This is a genomic window from Maricaulis sp., from assembly GCF_017642925.1.
Taxonomy (GTDB): domain Bacteria; phylum Pseudomonadota; class Alphaproteobacteria; order Caulobacterales; family Maricaulaceae; genus Maricaulis.
Window position 1 is genome coordinate 1 of sequence record NZ_JAEPOL010000031.1, and the last position, 22,598, is coordinate 22,598.

Below are 22,598 nucleotides of genomic sequence, written 5' to 3' on the forward strand. Positions count from 1 at the left end.
GCCCAGCGCGACGGCATAGTCGGCCGAAGCTTCCGCAAACGCCCCCATCGCCACGGCGCCGAAGCCCGTCGCATCGGCGTCATTGCCGCCGGCGAAGGAGAATTCCCCGTCGGCCAGAGCACTCTCGCCGAGCGCGGTGGCGTTCATGGCCGACGCGACGGCGTGCTGACCAAGGGCGACGGTATTCTCCGCGGTCGCCTCGGCGCCTTCGCCTACGGCTGTGGAATCATCGCTGTCGGCGATGGAATTCTCGCCGATGGCGGTCGACTGGTCGCCCGTGGCATGCGCATTCATGCCGAAGGCGGCCGAATCCGCGCCGGTCGCCATCGCGCCGGTCCCGGTCGCGGTCGAGCCGGAAGCGATCGCCCCGTCGCCGATGGCCACAGCGCCCGTATTCGAGGCTTCGGCGTTACGGCCTATCGCGATCGCGCCCTCCTGGCTGGCATCCGCGCCGGAGCCGAAGGCGAGGGCGTCAAGGCCCGTGGCCGAGGGCAGGCCGCCGCTCGAGTTCACGACGAGATAGGCCGAGCTGCCGGCGGCGGTGGCCAGTGCGGCGATATCGCTCGTGTTCTGGGCCACGGCCTGGTTGGTCGCATAGAGCTGACCGCCGGTCACCGCATCGGTGGAACCCGACGCGATATCGCCGTCGGCGACATGCACGATCTGGCGCTCATTGCCGGCGGATCCGACCGAGACGGTGTTCGCGACGTTCGCGACGGAGCCGGAACCCAACGCGACGGCGTTGACCGCCGAAGCGTTTGCGTTCTGGCCCAGCGCCAGCGAGAAGAGGCCGGTCGCGCTGGAACTGGCGCCGTAGGCCGTGGCATGGATGGCGTCCGCCAGGGCGTTGTAGCCGGTGGCGGTGCTGAGAAAGCCGCTGGCGGTCGATGAGTTGCCGATCGCGATGGCGTCGGTTCCGCTGGCGGTCGATGAGTTGCCGACCGCGATCGCGTCCGCTCCGGTCGCGCTCGCCGCCGTGCCGGTGGAGTTGGCGACGAAATAGTCGCTGACGCCCGCGAGGCTGGACGAGAGCGCGTAGATCTGGCTGCCGTTCACCGCGTCCGTGGAGGTCGCCGAGATATCGCCGTCGGCGACGTTGACGATCTGGCGCTCATTGCCGGCTGAGCCGACGGAGACGGTGTTCGCGACATCGGCCACCGAGCTCGAGCCCAGCGCGACGGCGCCTGCGGCGGAGACGGTGGCGCCGCGGCCAAGCGCGAGGGTGTTGGACGCGGTCGCGCTCGCGGCGTAGCCCAGAGCCACGGCGTTCTCAGCGCCGGAGTTGACCCGAGAGCTATTCCCGATGGCGACCGAATGATTTCCGTTCGCCCCGCTGTCGTCACCGACTGCGACAGAAAAGTCTCCGGCCGCAAACGCATTCGAGCCGAGCGCGGTGGCGAAGTCCCCGCTCGCGGTGGCGCTCCCGCCGTAGGCGATGGCGGAGAGTCCGCTTGCCGACGCGAACGGCCCGACCGCCATCGCGTAGGTATCCGTCGCGCTGGCGCCCTGCCCGAGGGCGACCGCATAGCTGTTGCTGGCCGCCGCGCCACGACCGAAGGCGAGGCTGTCGGTCCCTGTCGCCTGCGTCGCTTCGCCGAGGGCGATCGCGCCTGCGGCGCTCGCCGTGGTCACCGTGCCGGAGCCGTTGCAGTTTTCGCTCATGCCGATGGCGATCGCGCCGTCGGCGGACGCGGTCGCCTCGCAACCCTGCGCCATGGATTGCGAGCCGCTCGCCGCCGCGTTGTAGCCGCTGGCGATGCTGAAGCCGCCCGTCGCCTCCGCGCCATAGCCAAGCGCGGTGTTGTAATCCGTCCCCCCTCCGTCGCCGGGGTTCGCACCCGCCCCGCTGAACGCGCCGATGGCTATGCCGCCCGTGCCGTAGGCTTTCGCGCCCTGACCCGACGCGAGGGAGTCCGTTCCGCCGGCGATGGGCAACGCGCCGGTGGAATTGGAGACGTAGTAGGGATCGCCTGGCGTTATGCCGCTCAGCGCATTGTAGAGCTGGTCGCCCGTCACCGCCTGCTGATTGCCGGCGGCAGTGGCGCCGTTGGCCACGTTCTCGATGGTGCGCAGGTTGGACGAGGCGCCCACCGATATGCTGTTGGCGACATCGGCGATCGAGCCTTCGCCCAGCGCGACAGAGTTGGCTGCCGTGGCGCTGGCATTATGTCCAAGAGCCAGAGACCAGCCCCCGATCGCGCTGGCGCCGTAGCCGAGGGCGGTGTCGTAGGTGACGCTGCCGCCGCTGACGCCCGCCACCGCGCTTGAGCCGATGGCGACGCCGCCGAGGTTGTAGGCATGCGCGCCGGTGCTCGCGTTGTTGCCGCCGCCGACGGCCACCGAATTCGCGCCGGCGGCGTTGGCGTATGCGCCGCTCGCGAGCGCAGACGCGGCGCTCGTCGTGCTGCCATAGCCGAACGCCGAGGCGTAGTTGCCGTCTACCAGGCTCAAGGCGCCGACAGCAGTGGCGGAGTGGCTCAAGCTCCCGGCTGCGTAGCCTACGGTAGTGCTCTCATTCCCAAATGCAGTCGCGGTCGAGCCCAGGGCCGTGGCTCCTTCGCCGGTCGCCTGGCTGCTGTGCCCAAACGCCGATGCGAGACTCCTGGTTGCTTCGCCGCCGCCGAAGGCCGCGCTGTAGTAGCCGCTCGCGATTGTATCGGCGCCGAAGGCCGTGCTGTGTTCGCCGCTCGCTGTGCTCCGATAGCCGGCCGCCGTGCTGAGATCGCCGCTGGCGGTGCTTTGGGACCCGAGCGCAATGGAGTCGGTCTTCGACGCCACGGCCCGGTTGCCGAGGGCGACCGCGTTGCTCGCCGTGGCCGCGGCCGCCTCGGCGGCCGTGGCGTTGCCGCCGATGGCGATGGCGTTGGCGCCGGTGGCCCTGGCATTGACGCCGGCCGCAAAGCCCGCGCCGCCCGTCGCGCTGGCGCCGTAGCCGAGGGCGGTGTCGTAGGTGACGCCGCCGCCGCTGATGCCGGCCACGCTGTCCGCGCCGATCGCGATAGAGCCGGTATTGTGCGCGGCCGCGCCGTCCGTCGTGACGCCGTCGCCGCCGCCGAGCGCGACGGAATTTGCGCCGGCGGCGGCCGCGTTGCCGCCGCCCGCCAGACCCAGACTTCCGGCCGCTGAGCTGTCGTAGCCGATCGCCGTGGCCCGCTCGCCGGTGACCTCCGCGCCGTTGCCGATGGCGACCGACGAGGGGGCTTCCGACGTTGCGTCATAACCGATGATGACGGACGAAGCTCCAAGGCCTGTCGCGGATGCGCCCGAACCGATCACGACGGAATGGGCGGTGTTGACGCTCGCCGAGACGCCGTTGCCGAGGGCGACGGTGTTCTGCGAGAGGACGGAAGCGTCCTGTCCGAACGCCATCGAGCTCCCGCCGGACGCGCTGCTGTCCGCGCCGAACGCCATCGCGTAGAGGCCCGACGCGGCGCTGTCCTGACCGATCGCGATGGCGCCGGTTGCGGAGGCCTGGGCGCCGGCATTGTCATTGTCGATATCGTCGCCGATGGCGATGGCACCTGCCGCCGTCGCCTGCGCGATGCCGCCGAGGGCGATCGCGCCCGTTCCCGTCGCGTCCGAGCTGATGCCCAGGGCGAGCGCGCGGATTCCGGAGGCTGTGCTGTCCCGCCCGAGGGCGACCGCGCCACCGCCGCTGGCGGTCGATCCCGCGCCCACCGCAGTGGCGGAGATCGTGCTGGCGTTTGCATCCGCGCCGAGCGCCGTCGCCCCGCTGCCGACGCCGCTATTGGCCGACGCGCCCGACCCGACGGCAGTCGCGTCCGTGCCGACCGCACCCGAACTGCGACCGATCGCGGTGGAATCCGTTCTGGTCGCCTGCGCCTGATCGCCGACGGCGACCGCGCCCTCGGCGGTCGCGTCGGAGCTATTGCCGATCGAGACGGACCTGTCGCCTGTCGCACTCGCCAGGCGCCCCACCGAGGTGGCAAAATTCCCTGCGACCGCGCCGTCGCCCAGAGCGACCGCGCTCGTGCCGGAGGCGTCGGCCAGGTCGCCGCACTGCAGGGAGCCGGAACCCGATCCGTCGGCGCACGCATCATCGGCATTCGCGGCCATCGGTGCGACGATGCCGGTGGCGGAGGCGGCGGCGGGTTTGACATTCGCCGGCACGCTTTCCGCTGCCGGATCTGCTTCGGTCTGCGGGCCTTCGGCCAGCATGATCGCGTCGGCTGGCGCCCGCCGGCGATCTTCATCCTGCACCGCGCCGTCGTCACCGGCATGGATCATCACGGGGGCCGCGACGACACCCGGTTCGCCATGGCGCTGATAACGCGAGCCCGGCCCGTCGCCGCGCGGCAAGTGCTGACGGAGTTCGGCGAGCTCGGCGCGCGTCTGCGCCAGTTCGCTGCGTAGGCCCTCCAGCTCTTCGAGCACCGCTGCAAGGGCTGCGGTGTCACCCTGGGCGCCGGTGCGCCCGCCGCTTCGCCAATGCTGCCCCTGATCGCCGGGCCCGATCTCGGTTCCGTGCGCCTCAGGCCGGGCCAGGTCCCGTACTTCCGCAAAAACCGGTGCCGCCAGGACCAGGCCGGCCCCAACGGTGCAAAGCAACTTGGATTTTTTCATAACAACGCTTCTGCATGGCTTGATCAGGCCATGCAGCCCCCGAGACGCCCCCGTGGCGCCTTGCCAGGACCCGCCATTCACAAAAGACGGGCCAGATGCCGAAAGATAAAACCGCCGAATCGGCCCGTCATTGCCCCGGTGTGCCAAAATCGGTCAGCTGGCAGGAGGCTTGAGCCACTCATCGATGGAGCGCGGGAAGTGGGGCCGGTAGCCGGGCGCCACCGAGCGGTCGAACAGGCGCCCCGGCGGTGCGCCGAATTCACGCCGGACCGCGCGGCTGAACGCCGCTTCGGACGAAAATCCCCAACACCGTGCCGCGGCAGCAACACGCCCGCGGGAATAGGGCTGGGCGGCCAGGTCCGTCAGGGCTCGCGCCAGCCGGCGCGACTGGATATAGGCCCGCACGCCGCCGCTTGGCTCGAAATACCGGTAGAGGCTGCGCCGGGTCAGCGCGAAGGTGTTCAGGATCGATGCCACGCTGAGGTCGCAGTCGCCGAGGCGGTTCTCGATGTACGACTTAATGGCAAGGTAGCGCGCGTTGGACACGCCCTTCCGGTCGGTGCGGGTGGCCCGTTCCGGCGCCAGCAAGCAGCGCAGGAGCTGCAGGAGCGGCTCGGCATCCGCGGCGTGTGGTTCGCGCGTCTCAAGCGTGTCGAGCAGACGGGTCAGCGTCATGGCGAGCACGCGTCCCTCACCCTGGAGGGCGTCGATGATCCGGAGCGGCGCAGCAGCGCCCTCTTCAAGACCGATCAGGGCTTTGGGGACCATGATGCCCTCGATCCGGCCTTCGCTGTGCACATTGGTGTAGGGAAAGGCCCAATCCAGGACCGTGAAAATCCGGGCGGTCTGTTCAAAAGCCAGCAACGCAATCTCGCCGCGGCCCGACCCCTTCACCAGCCGCTGAATCGACACCAGTTCGCTACAGAGGCCGAGATGGGCCGGCTTCCGGTTCAGGATCTGACCCGTCAGGTCGAACCGGTTCACCAGCAGTTCGCCCACCTGCCACACCGAACCGTCGAACCGCGCATAGCCATCGGCCCCGAAAATCGGCCGGACCTCTGCAACCGGCGACCAGCCGTGAATCCACTCCTCGATATCGCCGTCCCCCTCCAGGGCGTCGAAGCGAACGGCTTTGCGGCCGGATGTGTGGCGCAACATCGCCCCCTCCCCTCGCAAACGGGCCCCTATAGTGCGCCGCCGGCAATTGCCGGTCCAGCTCTACGACGCCCGCGTCAGCGGGGGCTGGCAGACGTTCCGGATCTTCGGGGTCCGAACAACGGGGCGGGGAACAGGTGTGGGCCGGCTTCGAACGCTCGGCCCGCTCACGTCCTCGCAAACGCTCGCCCTTATGCGCGTTAGAGCGGCTGAGTTTCGAGACTTGTCCGCTTCGGTCTGGGCGAAATGGCGGTGGTGTCAGACGAAAGCGGACGGGTCTCGGAAATGGTGTGTGTCCCTGTTTTCCAAATCACTGAAACTACGTCGTAAATTTCGCCCGCGAACCCCGATTTGAGGCGATTTCTCCATAAGACCCCTGTTCTTGGCCATGAAACAGGGAAGGCCCGTACCCGGACCGCGCAAGTTTGCGATTTGAGACTGGGGCTCTTTTTGGGGGTTTTCGGGCATGCTCGTGCGGTCTCAGAACCGACAAGCAGCCGCTAAGTCGCGACAAGTTCGGGATGAATTTCGGGGTTCAAGGACCCAGACCGGAAACCGGGGTCTGGGTGGCGGTGAGGGTGGGATTCGAACCCACGAGACGGTTGCCCGCCTACACGCGTTCCAGGCGTGCGCCTTCGACCACTCGGCCACCTCACCGCAGGAGGCGCGGACTATACCCATCAGTGCGCATTCGGCAAGGACTGAGTCAGCAGGTCCGGCGGTGCCGCTGCACAGGCTGGCAATCGGCGCGCGAACGCCTATCTTTGCAGGGCAAAGCGCGACCCTGGAGCCCGCCATGTCCGACCCCGTCTGGAAGTCTCAGATCATCCCCGCCGAGCGGGCCCTGCCCGGCCGCCCCGATGCGATCGCCACAGCGCCGGCGCATTTCGTCACCGGCCGGGATCTCAAGGCCGCCGCGCCTGAGGGGATGCAGGAAATCGTCCTGGGGATGGGTTGTTTCTGGGGTGTGGAGCGCCTGTTCTGGCAGACGCCCGGCGTCTGGCACACGGCGGTCGGCTATGCCGGCGGCAGCACGCCCAATCCGACCTATGAGGAAGTGTGCTCGGGCGGCACGGGCCATGCCGAAATGGTGCGCGTGGTGTTCGATCCGGCGCAGCTGCCGCTGGACGATCTCCTGAAAGTGTTCTGGGAAGGCCATGATCCGACCCAGGGCATGCGCCAGGGCAATGATCTGGGCACGCAATACCGCTCGGTTATCCAGACGCGGAGCGAAGCCCAGGCCGAAGCGGCCCGCGCCAGCCGGGACCGCTACCAGGCCGAACTGGACCGTTCGGGTCTCGGCGCGATCACGACCATTATCGAACCGGCCGGCGAGTTCTTCTACGCCGAGGACTATCACCAGCAATACCTGGCGAAGAATCCGGATGGCTATTGCGGTATCGGCGGCACGGGCGTGGTCTGCCCGATCGGAACCGGCGTTTCGGCCTGACGTTCATATTGTGCAGGCCTGTTGCCTGCGGCTCTTGTTGTGCAGGCCTGTTGCCTGCGGGGCCGGTCTCGTCGAGGCTGGCGCGTGGCGCTGACCTCCGGAATGACAGGACACTCGTTTGCAAAGACTGATCGCCTTCGACGTGGATTCGACGCTGCTGCGCGTGGAATCCCTGGACACGGCCATCGAGGCCGCGCTGGCGGCCCTGCCGGATGCGGCCGAGGCGCGCCGCCGCCTGCACGAGATCACCAATGCCGGCATGACCGGCCGCATGGCCCTGCGCGACAGCCTGGAAGCGCGGCTGAAACTGGCGGCGCTGGACAAGGGCGGGGTCGACCACATGGCCGAGCGCCTGCGCAAGCGCATTACCCCGGGCATGGGCCCCCTGCTGAAGAAGCTGCGCGCGCGCGGCGACCAGATCCACGCCATTTCCGGCGGCTTTGCCGACCTGATCGAACCGGTTCTGGGCGATCTGGGTTTCCAGCGCGGCGATATCCACGCCAACCGCTTTGTCTGGCAGGACGAACGCGTGGTGGGACTGGACATCGACAGCCCGCTCTCGCGCAATGGCGGCAAGGCCGAAGTGCTCGACCGGATCGCTGCGGCCAGTGCCGAGACGATCATTGTCGGCGACGGGATGACCGATTTCGAGGCTTTCGAGAGCGGCGCAGCCGACCGTTTCATCGGTTTCGGCCTGATTGCCCGCCGCGATGTCGTGGTCGCAGCCTGCGAGTATTCCGGCGCGGATTATGTGCGCACGGTGGACGGTCTGGGCAAGCTGCTGGGGGTGTAGGCCAACAGCCAGGGCTCGCCCCGCCTGCGGGGGAGCTGTCCGCGAAGCGGACTGAGGGGGCGGCGCGAGGCGCCGTGGAGCGCGAAGCGCGCAGACTTGCCCCCCATCGACCTCGCCCGGCCAAAGGCCGGACTCGGCCACTTCCCCCGCTTCGCAGGGGAAGCGTTTTACGGCCGGATCAGCCTGGCCCGGATCGAGCCTTCCAGCGCGTTGACGCGGTCGAGGAAGTCTTCCGGCAGCGGGCCTTCCAGATCGGACACCACATAGCCCAGACCGTTGCGCGTCTCGAGGCGCTGGGCGGCGATATTGGCCGAGGTGGAGGAGATCGACTCGTTGAGCCGCGTCAGGAAGCCCGGCGCATTGGCGTGGAAGCTCAGAAGACGCACCCGGCCGGCCTTGATCTCGCCCGGCTCGATCTCCGGCACATTCACCGCGCCCTTGGTCGAGCCCTGGGAGAGATAGCGCGCCAGCTTGCTGGACACGTCCTCGCCGATCGAGGCCTGGGCCTCCAGCGTCGAGCCGCCGATATGCGGCGTCAGGATCACATTCTCAAATCGTTGCAGGGGCGAAACGAAGGCTTCGTCCTTGGAGGCCGGCTCCTTCGGGAAGACGTCGACGGCCGCACCCAGCAAGGCACCGCTCTCCAGCGCATCGGCCAGGGCGTCGATATCGACAAGGTCGCCGCGCGCCTGGTTGATCAGGATGGCGCCCTTTTTCATCTTCGCGATGGCGTCGCGGTTCATGATGTTGCGGGTCTGCTCGGTCGAGGGCACGTGCAGCGTCACCACGTCGGAGATTTCCAGCAGCTCGTCCAGCGAGCCGCAGGAGCGCGCATTGCCGTGCGCCAGCTTGGGCTCGATATCGTAGAAATAGACATGCATGCCCAGCGCGCTGGCGAGCACGGACAGCTGGGAACCGATATTGCCATAGCCGACAATGCCCAGCTTCTTGGCGCGGACTTCGTGGGAATCCGTCGCCGACTTCTGCCACTCGCCGCGCTTGGCCGCCGAGGACCGGGCGGGAATGCCGCGCATCAGCATGATCACCGAGGCCAGGGTCAGCTCTGCGACCGAGCGCGTATTGCCGAAGGGGCCGTTGAAAACGGGAATGCCGCGCGCTTCGGCCGTATCCAGGTCGACCTGGTTGGTGCCGATACAGAAACAGCCCAGCGCCTGCAGCCCGGGCGCCGCGTCGAAGGCCGCCTTGTCCATCTTTGTGCGCGAGCGGATGCCGGCCAGAAGCGCGCCGGAGAGCCGGTCGTGCAGGTCGGTGACGGCCAGCGCGGCCGCATGACGCTCGATGGGAAGCCCGGCCGCCTCGAAGGCGCGGTCGGCGAGCGGGTGCACATTTTCAAACAGGACGACAGTGTCGGACATGGCGGGGTTTCCTGAGGATCGGTCGGGGTTAAGTTAGGCGTGCTTCGCCGCAGCGCAACATGCAAATCCCCTTATGTCCACAGCCCGCAGCGGCGCCCCGCCAGGCCCGTCGCGCAAGACTATTCGGCGTTCAGCGCCCGAACCGCCGCAATCGTCCGGTCGACGTGTTCGTAGGGGTTCATTTCCGACCAGGTCATGGCAATCGTCGAATTTTGATCGATCACGTAGGATGTGCGCGAAGTCCAGCCCGGACGCATCAGCATGCCCACATCATAGTCGCGCATCATGCCCTCGCCGATGGCGAAGACCGGGAAGGCCGACGCACAGTGCTGGGTGGAGAAATCGGCGAGACGGTCGGTATTGCCCGCGGTGATGCCGATCACCTGCGCGCCCTCGGCCTCGAACTGGTCGATCGCCTCGGCAAAGCTGGCCGCCTGGGCCTCGCAGCCCGAAGTAAAGGCCGCCGGGAAGAAGAAGACCACGACCGGTCCGATCTCCAGCGCCTCGGCGAGATGGAAGCTCACCGCTTCGCCGGCCTGGAAGCCCTCGACGGTGAAGTCCGGCGCGGTATCGCCCGGCTCGAGCTCGGCAAGGGCCGGAGCGGAGATGGCGGCAACGGCGGCAAGGCCGGCAATGAGATGACGCATGGGGATCCCCTCCTCGGATATAGACAGTGTCGGCAGACAAGATGAGGCGTTTGACCGCCGGGACAAGGCCCCGGCCATCACAAGCTAGTCATCATCCATCTTGAGCGCCGCGATGAAGGCTTCCTGCGGGATCTCGACCTTGCCGAACTGGCGCATCTTCTTCTTGCCGGCCTTCTGCTTGTCCAGCAGCTTGCGCTTGCGGGTGGCGTCACCGCCATAGCATTTCGCCGTCACGTCCTTGCGCAGGGCCGAGAGCGTCTCGCGGGCGATGATCCGGCCGCCCAAGGCCGCCTGGATCGGGATCTTGAACATGTGCCGCGGGATCAGATCCTTCAGCTTCTCGCACATGGCCCGGCCGCGCACATCGGCACGGGCCCGGTGCACCACCATGGACAGCGCGTCGACCGGCTCGTCATTGACCAGGATCGACATCTTCACCAGATCGCCGACACGGTCCTCGATCCACTGATAGTCGAAGCTGGCATAGCCCTTGGTGACCGACTTCAGGCGGTCGTAGAAGTCGAACACGACCTCGTTGAGCGGCAGCTCGTAGACCACCATCGCCCGGTTACCGGCATAGGTGAGTTCCTTCTGGACGCCGCGCCGGTCCTGGCAGAGTTTCAGCACGCCGCCCAGATATTCGTCGGGCACCAGGATGGTCGCCTTGATCCAGGGCTCGGCAATCGTGTCGATCTTCACCGGATCGGGCATGTCGGCCGGATTGTGCAGATCCATTTCCGTACCGTCCGTCATGGTCAGACGGTAGACCACGGACGGCGCCGTGGTGATCAGCTCGATATCGTATTCCCGCTCGAGCCGCTCGCGGATCACTTCCAGGTGCAACAGGCCCAGGAAGCCGCAGCGGAAGCCGAAGCCGAGCGCGGCCGAGGTTTCCATCTCGTAGGAGAAGGAGGCGTCGTTCAGCGCCAGTTTCTCGATTGCCTCGCGCAGATCCTCGAACTCGGCACTATCGACCGGGAAGAGACCGCAGAACACCACCGGCTGGGCCGGCTTGTAGCCGGTCAGCGGCTTGTCGGCCGGGCGGCGGTCATCGGTGACCGTGTCGCCGACGCGCGCATCGCGCACCTGCTTGATCGAGGCATTGAGGAAGCCGATCTCGCCCGGGCCCAGCTCGGCGATCGCTTCCTTCTTCGGACGGAAGACGCCGACACCGTCGACCGGATAGGCCGCGCCGGTGCCCATCAGGCGCACCTTCATGCCCTTTTTCAGCGTGCCCTCGATGATCCGCACCAGGCAGATCACGCCGAGATAGGGATCGTACCAGCTGTCGACCAGCATCGCCTTCAGCGGCGCGTCCGGATCGCCGGCGGCGGGTGGCGGCAGACGCTTGACGATGGCCTCGAGCACATCGGGCACGCCCAGGCCGGTCTTGGCGGAAATCTCGACGGCCTCGGAGGCGTCGATACCGATCACATCCTCGATCTGCTCCTTGACCCGGTCCGGCTCGGCGGCCGGCAGGTCGATCTTGTTGAGCACGGGCACGATCTCATGGTCGACCTCGATGGCCTGGTAGACATTGGCCAGAGTCTGCGCTTCCACGCCCTGCGAGGCGTCGACGACCAGCAGCGAGCCTTCGCAAGCCGCCAGCGAGCGGTTGACCTCATAGGCGAAGTCGACGTGGCCGGGCGTGTCGATCAGATTGAGAACGTAGGTCTTGCCGTCCTTGGCCGTATAGTCGAGGCGCACGGTCTGCGCCTTGATCGTGATGCCCCGCTCGCGCTCGAGTTCCATCGAGTCGAGCACCTGCTCCTTCATCTCACGCTCGGTGAGCCCGCCGGTGACCTGGATCAGCCGGTCGGCGAGGGTGGATTTGCCATGGTCGATATGGGCGACGATGGAGAAATTTCGGATCAGGGACGGATCTGTGCTCATGGCGCGGGCACGTAGCATTCAAAAGGGGTTTGGCCAAGCGGGATGGGCTGTTGGGGCGCGAGGCTTCCCCTGCGAAGCGGGGGAAGTGGCCGAGCCCGACCTTGGGTCGGGTGAGGTCGATGGGGGCAAGTCCTTGCGCGCTGACGCGCTCTGCGACGCTTCGCGCCGCCCCCTCAGCCCGCTACGCGGACAGCTCCCCCGCAAGCGGGGCGAGCCCTTCTGTGCACCCCGAAACGAAAAGGCCGCCCCGAAAGGAGCGGCCTTTTTGAGATCCTTGCGGCAGCGAACGCCTAGTTCGCCAGAACCGCCTGCATCGCCTCGTACTTCTCGACGAGACCTTCGGCGTGTTCGCGCTCTTCCTCGCTCTTGGCCACCGCGACGTCCTCGCGGGCATTGGCAAGGTCCTGCGCGAGCTTGTCGGCGTCGATCTCGGAGACCGGCACGGCTTCTTCGGCCAGGATGGTCAGGCCGGCCGGGGTCACCTCGGCGAAACCGCCATGGATGAAGGTGCGCTCGACCGAACCGTCATTCATCACCGCGATGGCGCCCGGACGGATCACCGACATGAAGGGGGCATGATCCGGCAGTACGCCGAAATCGCCCTCTTCGCCAGGGACCACGACCTGGTCCACCTGGCCGGCAAATACCCGGCGCTCCGGAGAGACGAGATCGAAATGGAGTTTGTCAGCCATCAGGCGTGTCTCCGGTTAGACCGAAGCTGCGTTACGCAGCTTCCGCGGCCAGCTTCTCGGCCTTCTTCACAGCGTCTTCGATGGTGCCGACCATGTAGAACGCCGCTTCCGGCAGGTGGTCGTATTCACCGTCGCAGATCGCCTTGAAGCCCTTCACGGTTTCCGCAACCGGCACCTGGATGCCCGGGAAGCCGGTGAAGATTTCAGCCACGTCGAACGGCTGCGACAGGAAGCGCTCGACCTTACGGGCACGGGCCACGGTCAGCTTGTCTTCTTCCGACAGCTCGTCCATGCCCAGGATCGCGATGATGTCCTGCAGAGCCTTGTAGCGCTGGAGGATTTCCTGAACGCGGCGCGCCGTCTTGTAGTGTTCTTCACCAACGATGCGCGGCTCGAGGATACGCGAAGTGGAGTCGAGCGGGTCCACGGCCGGGTAGATACCCTTTTCCGAGATCGCGCGGTTGAGAACCGTGGTCGCGTCCAGGTGGGCGAAGGTGGTGGCCGGGGCCGGGTCGGTCAGGTCGTCGGCCGGCACGTAGACGGCCTGCACGGACGTGATCGACCCCTTGGTGGTTGAGGTGATGCGTTCCTGCAGCGCACCCATGTCGGTGGCCAGGGTCGGCTGGTAACCCACGGCGGACGGGATCCGGCCCAGAAGGGCGGACACTTCGGCGCCGGCCTGGGTGAAGCGGAAGATGTTGTCCACGAAGAACAGCACGTCCTTGCCTTCCTCGTCGCGGAAGTATTCCGCCTGGGCGAGACCGGACAGGGCGACGCGGGCACGGGCGCCCGGCGGCTCGTTCATCTGGCCGAAGACCAGGGCGCAACGCGACCCTTCCGTGGAACCGCCATGTTCCTTGGGGTCCTTGTTCACGCCGGATTCGATCATTTCCCAGTACAGGTCGTTACCCTCACGGGTCCGCTCACCCACACCGGCGAAGACCGAGTAGCCGCCGAACATCTTGGCGATATTGTTGATCAGTTCCTGGATCAGAACCGTCTTGCCGACGCCGGCGCCGCCGAACAGGCCGATCTTGCCGCCCTTGGCGTAGGGGCAGAGCAGGTCGACGACCTTGATACCGGTCGGCAGGATTTCAGCAGCCGTGGCCTGCTCGTCGAAGGACGGGGCCGGACGGTGGATCGGTGCGCGCTGCGTGTGGGCCACGTCGCCGGCTTCGTCGATCGGCTCGCCGGTGACCGACATGATGCGGCCAAGCGTGCCCGGACCGACCGGGACCGTGATCGGCGAACCCGTGTCGGTCACTTCCGTGCCGCGCTGCAGGCCTTCCGTCGCGTCCATGGCGATCGTACGGACAGTGTTCTCGCCGAGGTGCTGGGCAACCTCGAGGACGAGCTTCTTGCCGTCATTGGTGGTTTCCAGGGCGTTGAGGATGTCCGGCAGGGTGCCTTCGAACTCAACGTCCACGACAGCGCCCGTGATCTGGGCAATACGGCCTTTGGATGTGCTCATAGCGGGTATTCCTCTCGCCTAGAGGGCCTCGGCGCCGGAGATGATCTCAGTCAGCTCCGTGGTGATCTGCGCCTGACGCGTGCGGTTATAAACAAGGTTCAGTTTGTCGATGAGTTCGCCGGCATTGCGCGTGGCGTTGTCCATCGCGGCCATCTTGGCCCCCATCTCGCCTGCCACGTTTTCCAGCAGGGCGGACAGGATGACGGTATCGGCATAGCGCGGCAGCAGCGTGTTGAGGATCGTCTCCTCATCCGGCTCGGCCTCGTAGATCGCGCCCTTCAGGTCGGGACGTTCCACGCCCTCGTCGATCGCATCGATCGCGGGGATCAGCACTTTCGCGCGCGGCTTCTGCGAGATCACCGACACGAATTCGGCCGAGACCAGCTCGCAGACATCGAACTCGCCATTCTCGAACATGATGCGGATCTTTTCGCCGATCCGGCCGGAGGTGGCGCTGGTGATGGTCTTTTCGCCCGACAGCTCGATCCGCTCGACGATGAGATTGGCGAACTGGCGCTTCAGCTGGTCGCCGCCCTTCTTGCCGACGCAGATCAGCTTGACGGTCTTGCCTTCAGCCTGCAGCGCCGTGATGCGCTCGCGGGCCTTCTTCACGATATTCGTGTTGAAGCCGCCGCACAGGCCGCGATCAGCCGTCATCACAACCAGCAGATGGGTTTCCGCGCGGCCGGTGCCGACCAGCAGCGGAGACGCGCCCGGCGTGCCGGCCATGGCGGCCGACAGATTGGCCATCACCGCAGACATGCGCTCGGCATAGGGACGCGCGGCCTCCGCGGCTTCCTGCGCCCGGCGCAGTTTTGCCGCGGCGACCATCTGCATCGCCTTGGTGATCTTCTGCGTCGACTTGACGCTTTCGATCCGGTTTTTCAGGTCCTTAAGGCTCGCCATAAGGCTCTCCTAGCGGTTGGTCTCGATCAGGCTCACGCGAAGTGTTCGGTGAACTTGTCGAGAACCGCCTTCAGCTTGCCTTCCGAGTCGTCGGTCAGCTTCTTCTCTTCGCGGATCGAGGAGAGAAGGTCGGCGTGCTCGGCGTGCAGGTGACGCAGCAGGTCGGCTTCGTAGCGGGCGATGTCCGACACGGCCAGGCCGTCCAGATAGCCACGCGTACCGGCGTAGATCACGCAGACCTGCTCTTCCATCGACAGCGGCGAGAATTGCGGCTGCTTCAGGAGCTCGGTCAGGCGCTGACCGCGGTTCAGCAGTTTCTGGGTCGCGGCGTCGAGGTCGGAACCGAACTGGGCAAAGGCCGCCATTTCGCGGTACTGGGCCAGTTCGCCCTTCATCTTGCCGGCAACCTGCTTCATCGCCTTGGTCTGGGCGGCAGAACCCACGCGCGACACCGACAGGCCGACGTTCACGGCCGGGCGGATACCCTGGTAGAACAGGTCGGTTTCCAGGAAGATCTGGCCGTCGGTGATCGAGATCACATTGGTCGGGATGTAGGCCGACACGTCATTGGCCTGGGTTTCGATGACCGGCAGGGCCGTCAGCGAACCATTGCCATTGGCGTCGTTCAGCTTCGCCGCGCGCTCCAGCAGGCGGGAGTGCAGGTAGAAGACGTCGCCCGGATAGGCTTCGCGGCCCGGCGGGCGGCGCAGCAGCAGGGACATCTGGCGATAGGCGACGGCCTGCTTGGACAGGTCATCATACACGATCAGGGCGTGCATGCCGTTATCGCGGAAGTATTCGCCCATGGCGCAGGCGGTGAACGGTGCCAGGAACTGCATGGGAGCCGGGTCCGACGCCGTCGCGGCGACCACGATGGTGTAATCCATCGCGCCGTTTTCCTCGAGCGTCTTCACGATCTGGGCGACCGTGGAGCGCTTCTGGCCGACGGCGACGTAGATGCAGTAGAGCTTGGCGCTCTCGTCATCGCCTTCGTTGACCTGTTTCTGGTTCAGGATCGTGTCGAGCGCGATCGCGGTCTTGCCGGTCTGGCGGTCGCCGATGATCAGCTCGCGCTGGCCGCGGCCGACCGGGATCATGGCGTCGATCGCCTTGATGCCCGTTGCCATCGGCTCGTGCACGGATTTCCGCGGGATGATGCCCGGGGCCTTCACGTCGACGCGGCGGCGTTCGGCAACATCCTTCAGCGGACCCTTGCCGTCGATCGGCTCACCCAGACCGTCCACGACACGACCCAGCAGGCCCTTGCCCACGGAGGTGTCGACGATCGAGCCGAGACGCTTGACGGTGTCGCCTTCCTTGATGCCCCGGTCGTCGCCGAAGATCACGCAGCCGACATTGTCGCGCTCGAGGTTCAGGGCCATGCCCTTGATGCCGCCCGGGAACTCGACGAGCTCCCCGGCCTTCACCTCGTCCAGGCCGTAGACGCGGGCAATACCGTCACCGACGGACAGCACGCTACCAACGTCCGAAACCTTCGCTTCGGAACCGTAATTCTTGATCTGATCCTTCAGGATCGCAGAGATTTCTGCGGCACGGATGTCCATGGACCTAGGCCTCTTTCATCGCATTCTTCATCCCGTCCAGCTTGGTGCGGAGGGAACTATCGAACATGCGGGAGCCGACCTTCACGATCAGCCCGCCCAACAATTCGGGCCGCACATCCGTGCGCACCTCGATCTCGCGCCCGAAGGCACCCTTCAGCGAAGCCGCCAGGGCCTCGGTCTGTTTCTTCGTCAGCGCCACTGCCGTGGTCACGTCGGCGGTCACCACGCCGCGGTCGGCCGCAGCCAGCGCAGCATAGATCTTCGCGACAGCGCCCAGCTCACCGGCGCGGCCATTGCGCGCGGCCACGCCGAACATGTTGCGGGTCAACTCGTTGAACTTGGCCTTTTTCGCCAGCTCGGCCAGCACGCCATCCTTGGCGTCGGCCGGATGCAGCGGCGAGGCGAGCGCCTCGGCCAGTTCCGGGGATTCCTCAAGCATCGCGCGGAAAGCCGACAGGTCGGCTTCCACCGCGTCAGCGGCACCCGAGGTCTTCGCCAGCTCGAACAGGGCAGTTGCGTAGCGTCCTGCCGCGTTGGCTGTCATGGCGTCTTCGCCGGTCTTCACCGTGACGTCACTCTCTAGCTGGATCGCACCCGTAGATCGCCGGATGGCGCAAGTGCTTGTTATTCAACGATTTTCACAAACGAACACACGGTGTTGCACCGCACGTTCTCGTGGTTCGGCGCTGCGATAGCACAGGGATAGGGACGCAGCAAGCCACTCACACCGGGCGATTCAGCGCACGGACAGTGTTTTTCGTGCAGCCGCCAAGCCAGACTCCCGGCACATGCGCACATCCATCCTTCCCCTTGACGGGGAAGGTGCCCGGCAAAGCCGGGCGGAAGGGGTGAATCCCGGCGCTCGCGAATTCGCCAACACCTCGCCGCCACCCCCTCCGAGCCGGAGCTACGGTCCGGCCCACCTCCCCCATCAAGGGGGAGGATGGTGCGTCCTATTTCCTCGCTCCCCGCGCCTTTTTCGCGAGGATGTTCATCGTCTCGACGAACAGCGAGAAGGCGATGGCGAAGTAGAGATAGCCGCGCGGGATATGGAAATGCAGCGCATCGGCGACCAGCGCGACGCCGATCAGCAGGAGGAAGGACAGGGCCAGCATCTTGGTCGTCGGATGGCGCTCGATGAAGCGCGACACCGTGCCCGAGGCGAGCAGCATGATCGCCATGGCGATGGCGACCGCCGTGATCATCACCGGCAGATGGTCGGTCATGCCAACCGCCGTGATCACGCTGTCCAGCGAGAAAACGATATCGATCAGCACGATCTGGAACACGACCGCCCCGAAGGCCGCCACCACCGGGTTCTCGTGACGGGTATTGTCGCCCTCCACCGAATGGTGGATTTCCAGCGTTGCCTTGACGATCAGGAAGAGACCGCCGCCCATCAGGATCACATCGCGCCAGGACACATCGAAACCGGCGATCGAGAAAACCGGCTCCTCCAGATGCGCAATCCACACCAGTCCGAACAGCATGATGACCCGGAAGATCAGCGCCAGGCCCAGCCCGAGCGCCCGCGCCTTCGGCCGCTGAGCCTCCGGCAACCGCCCCGCCATCAGCGCGACGAAGATCACATTGTCGATCCCCAGCACGATTTCCAGAAAGGTCAGCGTGGCCAGCGAGAGAAAGACTTCGGGGGTCAGAAGGGCTTCGAGCATGGTCGGTCCGTGAGTGGCATCCGGCGCATACTCGCAACTGGCGCCATCTTGTCCAGCCCGCTGGCCGCTCTCCAGACCGTCATTCCGGCGAAAGCCGGAACCCAGCTCACAAAGCCGGGTCGGGCCAGACCTGGCACCGCTTCGTCCGATGATCTGGATCCTGACCTTCGTCAGGATGACGATGACCGGGGGGGCTACATGGTATCTGCGCAGAAGCCGTTTCTCAGATGAAGCTGTACGGTTCCACATCGATTGACACCCGCACGGAGGACGGGGTCTTCACCCGTCCGGCCCAGGCGCGCAGATAGGCGGAGATATCGATCGTCTTGTCGGCGCGCACCAGGATGCGGCGGCGGTGCCAGCCGCGCACCATCGCCCGCGGCGGTTCGGCCGGCCCCCAGATCTCCACCCCGTCGGTCACCGGCGCCGCAGCGGCCCAGTCGGCGGCTGCCTTTTCGACATTGGCCGGGTCCTGGCTCATCAGCCCGATCGCGGCGAGCCGGCCGAAGGGCGGCAGGCCCAGCGCCTCGCGCGCCATGAATTCCATGTCGAGGAAACGGTCGCGATCGCCGGCGATCAGCGCCTGGATCGCCTCGTGTTCGGGCTGGTGCGTCTGCAAGAGCGCCCGCCCCGGCCGGTCGGCGCGCCCCGCCCGGCCGGCCACCTGGACCAGGGTCTGGAAGGTGCGTTCTCCCGCCCGCGGATCGCCGCCCGCCAGGCCCAGATCGGCATCCACCACGCCGACCAGGGTCAGATTGGGGAAGTTGTGGCCCTTGGCGGCAATCTGGGTGCCGACCAGGATGTCGATCTCGCCCTTCTCCATCGCGGCCACGATCTCGGCACCGCGCTGGGTGTCGGAGGAATAGATTTCCACCCGCGCCTCGGGAAAGCGCCGCTTGGCCTCCTCGGCCACCCGCTCGACACCCGGCCCGACACTGGTCAGCGACTCCTCCGCCCCGCATTCTGGACAGGCTTTCGGCTTGGGCATGGAGAAGCCCGTGACATGGCAGACCAGGCGGCCGGTATAACGGTGCTCGACGAGATAGGACTGGGTGTCCGGCGACACCATGCGGTGACCGCAGGCGCGGCACAGCACCAGCGGCGCATAGCCCCGGCGGTTGAGATAGAGCAGGCTCTGCTCGCCGCGCGCATAGGTCTCGGCCATGGCAGCGACCAGCGGCGGCGAGAGCCAGCAGCCGCTCTCGGCCGGGGTCTCGCGCAGATCGATCGTGCCGATCTGCGGCAGGATGGCCGCGCCCGGCCGCGCCGGCAGATGCACATGCACATAGCGGCCGGCCTGCACATTCGCGAGGCTTTCCAGCGAGGGCGTTGCCGAGGCCAATACCACCATCGCCCCTTCCAGCTTGGCGCGGACAATGGCCAGGTCGCGGGCCTGGTAGGCCAGGCCCTCGTCCTGCTTGTAGGTGGGGTCGTGTTCCTCGTCGACGACGATCAGGGCGAGTTTCATGAAGGGCAGGAACAGCGCCGAGCGCGCGCCCACCACGATCCGCGCCCGGCCCTCGGCCACTTCGCGCCAGACCCGGCGGCGATTTTTCGGCCCGGCGCCGGAATGCCACAGGGCCGGTTTCACGCCGAAACGTTTTTCAAAGCGCGACAGCACCGCCTCGGTCAGCGCGATCTCCGGTAGCATGATCAGGATCTGGGCTTTCGGGTCGCGGCGCAGCACTTCCGCCACGGCCTCGAAATAGACCTCGGTCTTGCCCGAGCCCGTCACCCCGTCCAGCAGCGCCGACTGGAAACCGCCCGCCTGTACCAGGCGGCGCAGCACGCCGGAGGCCTCGCCCTGCATGGCGGTCAGATCGAGCCCGGCATGATCGGGATCCGGCTCGTCGAAGGGCGGATCGACCAGGCGTTTTTCCTCCGCCAGCGCGCCGGACTTGGCCAGCCCTTTCACCACCGAAGCCGTCACCCCCGCCTCGCGCGCCAGATCGGCGGCCGTCGCCTCGCCCAGCGCTGCGGCGGCGTCGAGCACCCGCTGGCGTGCCTCGGTCATCCGTCCCGGATCGCCGTCACCCGGGCGGTAGACCGTCTCCGTCGGCGAGGGTTTCAGCGCATCCGTCGAGCGCAGGACCGAACGCAGCACAATCCCCGGCGGCTGCACCAGATAGCGCGCCAGCCAGTCGACAAAGCGCCGCGTGCCCTCCGGCAAAGGCGGACCGCCGGCGGCGCTGTCGAGCGGCTTCAGCTTGCGGGCAGGATCGTCCGGCTTGATGGCCCAGACCACGCCGCGCGCCAGCCGCTTGCCCAGCGGCGCCAGCACATGATCGCCCGGCTGCACCTCGACATCCTCCGGCACGACATAGTCGAAGGCTTCCGGCAACGGCAGCGGAAACAGGATGGCGGCGATGCGGCGTGACACGGTCGGGCTTGTCCTCGATTCCGGCCAAGCTTAACCGCCCCGGGCCGGATTGCGACAGTCCCGGCAGCTGCGCCGCTGTGGAGTGACGGACTGCTGGCAGGCGGGTTTGCATTTCGGAAAGGGAATGCGCCAAAACTGGCACGCGAAACGGGCAGGGAGTCAGACATGACCGGCAGCGCAGACCAGGAAGACATCCTCCGGCTCGATGCGGCCTCCGTGCGCGCCTATCTGATGGAACATCCCGATATCGTCCGCGAGGATGCCGAGCTGATGGCCCTGCTCGCCCGGCGCGACGCGGGCAGCGATGTTGTCGATCTCGGCTCGGCCGCGCGCGAGAAGCTGCTCGAGGAGGTGCGCCAGCTCAAGGCGCTCAATGCCGGCATTGTCGAGACCGCACGCGCCAATCTGGCGACCCAGTCGCAGATCCACATGGCGGTGCTTGCCCTCCTGGAAGCCGACAGCCTTGCCGCCCTCGACCGCAAGATTTCCGGCCGCCTGACCGGCGCGCTCGGCGTCGATGTCTGCCGCATCCTGATCGAAGGGCACGCGCCGCTGCGGGCCGGTGAGTCCATTCTCGGCGCCTCGGAAGGCTTTGTCGGCGACGTGCTGGGCCAGAAGGTGGAGAGGCTCGGCCCGGTCGACCCGGAGATCGCCCATGCACTTTACGGCCAGCAGGGCGCGCGGGTGAAGAGCGAGGCCGTCGTGCGGCTCGATTTCCACGGCCAGGACGGGCTGATGGCCCTGGCGGCGCGCGATGCGCACCTGTTCGAGGCCGGACAGGGAACCGAACTTCTCAACTTCCTCGCGCGCGCCATCGAGCGCATGATCGTGCAATGGCTGCATCACACGCGCTGACCCTGCCCCTGGGCGCCGCACTGGACGCCTTCTACGCCCATCTCGCCGGCGAGCGCCGTCTCGCCGCCCGCACGCTCGACGCCTATCGCCGCGATCTGGACGGGTTCGCCGGATTTCTCGGCCTGCACCTGGGCTGCGCGCCTGCCCTCACTGATCTCGCCACCCTGCGCGCCAGCGATTTCCGCGCCTGGATGGCCGACCGCCGCCGCGGCGGCCTGTCGGCCCGCTCGCTGGCCCGTGAACTCTCGGCCGTGCGCACTTTCTTTGGCTATGCCCGGCGGCGCTGGTCGCTGGAAAACGCCGCCCTCTCCCTGATCGAGGGGCCGAAATTCGCCCGCTCGAAGCCCAAACCGGTCAGCGAGGCGGCCGCCCGCGAACTGATCGCCGAGACCGGTCATCGCGACGGGCGCGACTGGGTGCAGGCGCGCGACAGCGCCATCCTGCTCCTGCTCTATGGCTGCGGCCTGCGGATCTCCGAAGCGCTCGGCCTGACAGGACGCGACCATCCGCTCGGCGAGACTCTGCGCATCACCGGCAAGGGCGGAAAGATGCGCGTCGTGCCGGTCCTGCCTGCCGTGCGGGAGGCCTGCGCCGACTATGTGCGTCTGTGTCCGTTCGACCTGGAACCCGCCGCCGCCCTGTTCCGCGGCACACGGGGCGGCGCGCTCGGTGCGCGCAGCGTCCAGGCACTGATGAGCGATCTGCGCGGCCGGCTCGGCCTGCCCGCCAGCGCCACACCCCATGCCCTGCGCCACGCTTTCGCCACCCATCTCCTCGCCAATGGCGGCGATCTGCGCGCCATCCAGGAACTGCTCGGCCATGCCAGCCTCTCGACCACCCAGGTCTATGCCGACGTCGAGACTCGCCGCCTGATGTCCATCTACGACCAGACCCACCCCCGCGCCCGGCGGGGATAGTGTCGCCGTATTCCCTCCGCAGGGCGGATGAGGCGCGCTTCTCCCCCTGAACACCCTCCGTTTTTCCCGGTCGAATGCCCGGCCCTGAGCCGGGCGGAGTGCCGGGATCTACGGGAAGCTCATCGCTTGAAGTGATCTTCGGTCGGTCCCGGATCTGCAGCCTGCCTGCGCAGGCCTCCGTCCGGGAAAAATCGAGAGGTTGGGAGAGAGAGTGAGAGCGCCGCAACAAACACCGTCACCC

The 22,598-nt window shown here is 67.0% G+C and carries 15 protein-coding genes, 1 tRNA gene and 1 pseudogene; 4 read left to right on the plus strand and 13 right to left on the minus strand.

The features are described 5' to 3' along the window. The 3 genes and pseudogenes from JJ918_RS16890 to JJ918_RS16900 all read right to left on the minus strand — a co-directional run. Nucleotides 1-4,584, minus strand: a pseudogene (locus tag JJ918_RS16890) (hypothetical protein); the annotation flags it as partial. A 153-nt stretch (nucleotides 4,585-4,737) separates the two neighbouring features. Continuing rightward, on the minus strand, nucleotides 4,738-5,742 hold the full coding sequence (locus JJ918_RS16895; RefSeq protein WP_291889977.1) for an AraC family transcriptional regulator: 1,005 nt from the start codon (nucleotides 5,740-5,742) through the stop codon (nucleotides 4,738-4,740). A 564-nt stretch (nucleotides 5,743-6,306) separates the two neighbouring features. After that, a tRNA-Ser gene (locus tag JJ918_RS16900) sits at nucleotides 6,307-6,396 on the minus strand. 139 nt (nucleotides 6,397-6,535) lie between these two features. Here JJ918_RS16900 and msrA point away from each other — a divergent pair. Both msrA and JJ918_RS16910 read left to right on the plus strand, forming a co-directional pair. Next, a complete protein-coding gene (msrA, locus tag JJ918_RS16905) occupies nucleotides 6,536-7,189 on the plus strand; it encodes a peptide-methionine (S)-S-oxide reductase MsrA (RefSeq protein WP_291889980.1) in 654 nt (217 codons plus the stop codon). A gap of 118 nt (nucleotides 7,190-7,307) precedes the next feature. Next, nucleotides 7,308-7,982: an HAD-IB family phosphatase gene (locus JJ918_RS16910; RefSeq protein WP_291889983.1), complete on the plus strand. Its 675-nt coding sequence runs from the start codon at nucleotides 7,308-7,310 to the stop codon at nucleotides 7,980-7,982. A 167-nt stretch (nucleotides 7,983-8,149) separates the two neighbouring features. On the opposite strand, the gene serA is transcribed toward JJ918_RS16910, so the two are convergent. The 10 genes from serA to JJ918_RS16960 all read right to left on the minus strand — a co-directional run bounded on the left by serA (nucleotide 8,150) and on the right by JJ918_RS16960 (nucleotide 20,585). Then, entirely contained in the window at nucleotides 8,150-9,358 is a 1,209-nt protein-coding gene (gene serA, locus JJ918_RS16915; RefSeq protein WP_291889986.1) for a phosphoglycerate dehydrogenase, read from the minus strand. A gap of 119 nt (nucleotides 9,359-9,477) precedes the next feature. After that, nucleotides 9,478-10,005 carry a peroxiredoxin gene (locus JJ918_RS16920; RefSeq protein WP_291889989.1) on the minus strand — a complete coding sequence of 176 codons (528 nt, stop codon included), beginning with the start codon at nucleotides 10,003-10,005 and terminating at the stop codon, nucleotides 9,478-9,480. 84 nt (nucleotides 10,006-10,089) lie between these two features. Then, nucleotides 10,090-11,898 carry a translation elongation factor 4 gene (gene lepA, locus JJ918_RS16925; protein ID WP_291889992.1) on the minus strand — a complete coding sequence of 603 codons (1,809 nt, stop codon included), beginning with the start codon at nucleotides 11,896-11,898 and terminating at the stop codon, nucleotides 10,090-10,092. 290 nt (nucleotides 11,899-12,188) lie between these two features. Then, entirely contained in the window at nucleotides 12,189-12,590 is a 402-nt protein-coding gene (locus tag JJ918_RS16930) for a F0F1 ATP synthase subunit epsilon (RefSeq protein WP_271187664.1), read from the minus strand. Nucleotides 12,591-12,621: 31 nt separating this feature from the next. Beyond that, the gene (atpD, locus tag JJ918_RS16935) at nucleotides 12,622-14,061 is read right to left on the minus strand and encodes a F0F1 ATP synthase subunit beta (protein WP_291889997.1); all 1,440 of its coding nucleotides are present in this window, start codon (nucleotides 14,059-14,061) and stop codon (nucleotides 12,622-12,624) included. Nucleotides 14,062-14,079: 18 nt separating this feature from the next. Beyond that, nucleotides 14,080-14,967 carry a F0F1 ATP synthase subunit gamma gene (locus tag JJ918_RS16940; RefSeq protein ID WP_291889999.1) on the minus strand — a complete coding sequence of 296 codons (888 nt, stop codon included), beginning with the start codon at nucleotides 14,965-14,967 and terminating at the stop codon, nucleotides 14,080-14,082. A 32-nt stretch (nucleotides 14,968-14,999) separates the two neighbouring features. Then, nucleotides 15,000-16,532 (minus strand): F0F1 ATP synthase subunit alpha, encoded by a 1,533-nt coding sequence (gene atpA / locus JJ918_RS16945; protein WP_291890002.1) that lies wholly within the window; start codon nucleotides 16,530-16,532, stop codon nucleotides 15,000-15,002. A 4-nt stretch (nucleotides 16,533-16,536) separates the two neighbouring features. Then, nucleotides 16,537-17,076: a F0F1 ATP synthase subunit delta gene (locus tag JJ918_RS16950; protein WP_291890005.1), complete on the minus strand. Its 540-nt coding sequence runs from the start codon at nucleotides 17,074-17,076 to the stop codon at nucleotides 16,537-16,539. A gap of 409 nt (nucleotides 17,077-17,485) precedes the next feature. Next, entirely contained in the window at nucleotides 17,486-18,205 is a 720-nt protein-coding gene (locus JJ918_RS16955; protein ID WP_291890007.1) for a TerC family protein, read from the minus strand. Between the two features lie 223 nt (nucleotides 18,206-18,428). Beyond that, nucleotides 18,429-20,585 (minus strand): primosomal protein N', encoded by a 2,157-nt coding sequence (locus tag JJ918_RS16960; RefSeq protein ID WP_291890009.1) that lies wholly within the window; start codon nucleotides 20,583-20,585, stop codon nucleotides 18,429-18,431. 165 nt (nucleotides 20,586-20,750) lie between these two features. Between JJ918_RS16960 and JJ918_RS16965 the strand changes: the two genes are divergently transcribed. After that, nucleotides 20,751-21,440: a DUF484 family protein gene (locus JJ918_RS16965; RefSeq protein ID WP_291890013.1), complete on the plus strand. Its 690-nt coding sequence runs from the start codon at nucleotides 20,751-20,753 to the stop codon at nucleotides 21,438-21,440. Next, nucleotides 21,419-22,357: a tyrosine recombinase XerC gene (locus JJ918_RS16970; protein WP_291890016.1), complete on the plus strand. Its 939-nt coding sequence runs from the start codon at nucleotides 21,419-21,421 to the stop codon at nucleotides 22,355-22,357. Before JJ918_RS16965 ends, JJ918_RS16970 begins: the two co-directional genes overlap by 22 nt. Nucleotides 22,358-22,598: the final 241 nt, after the last annotated feature.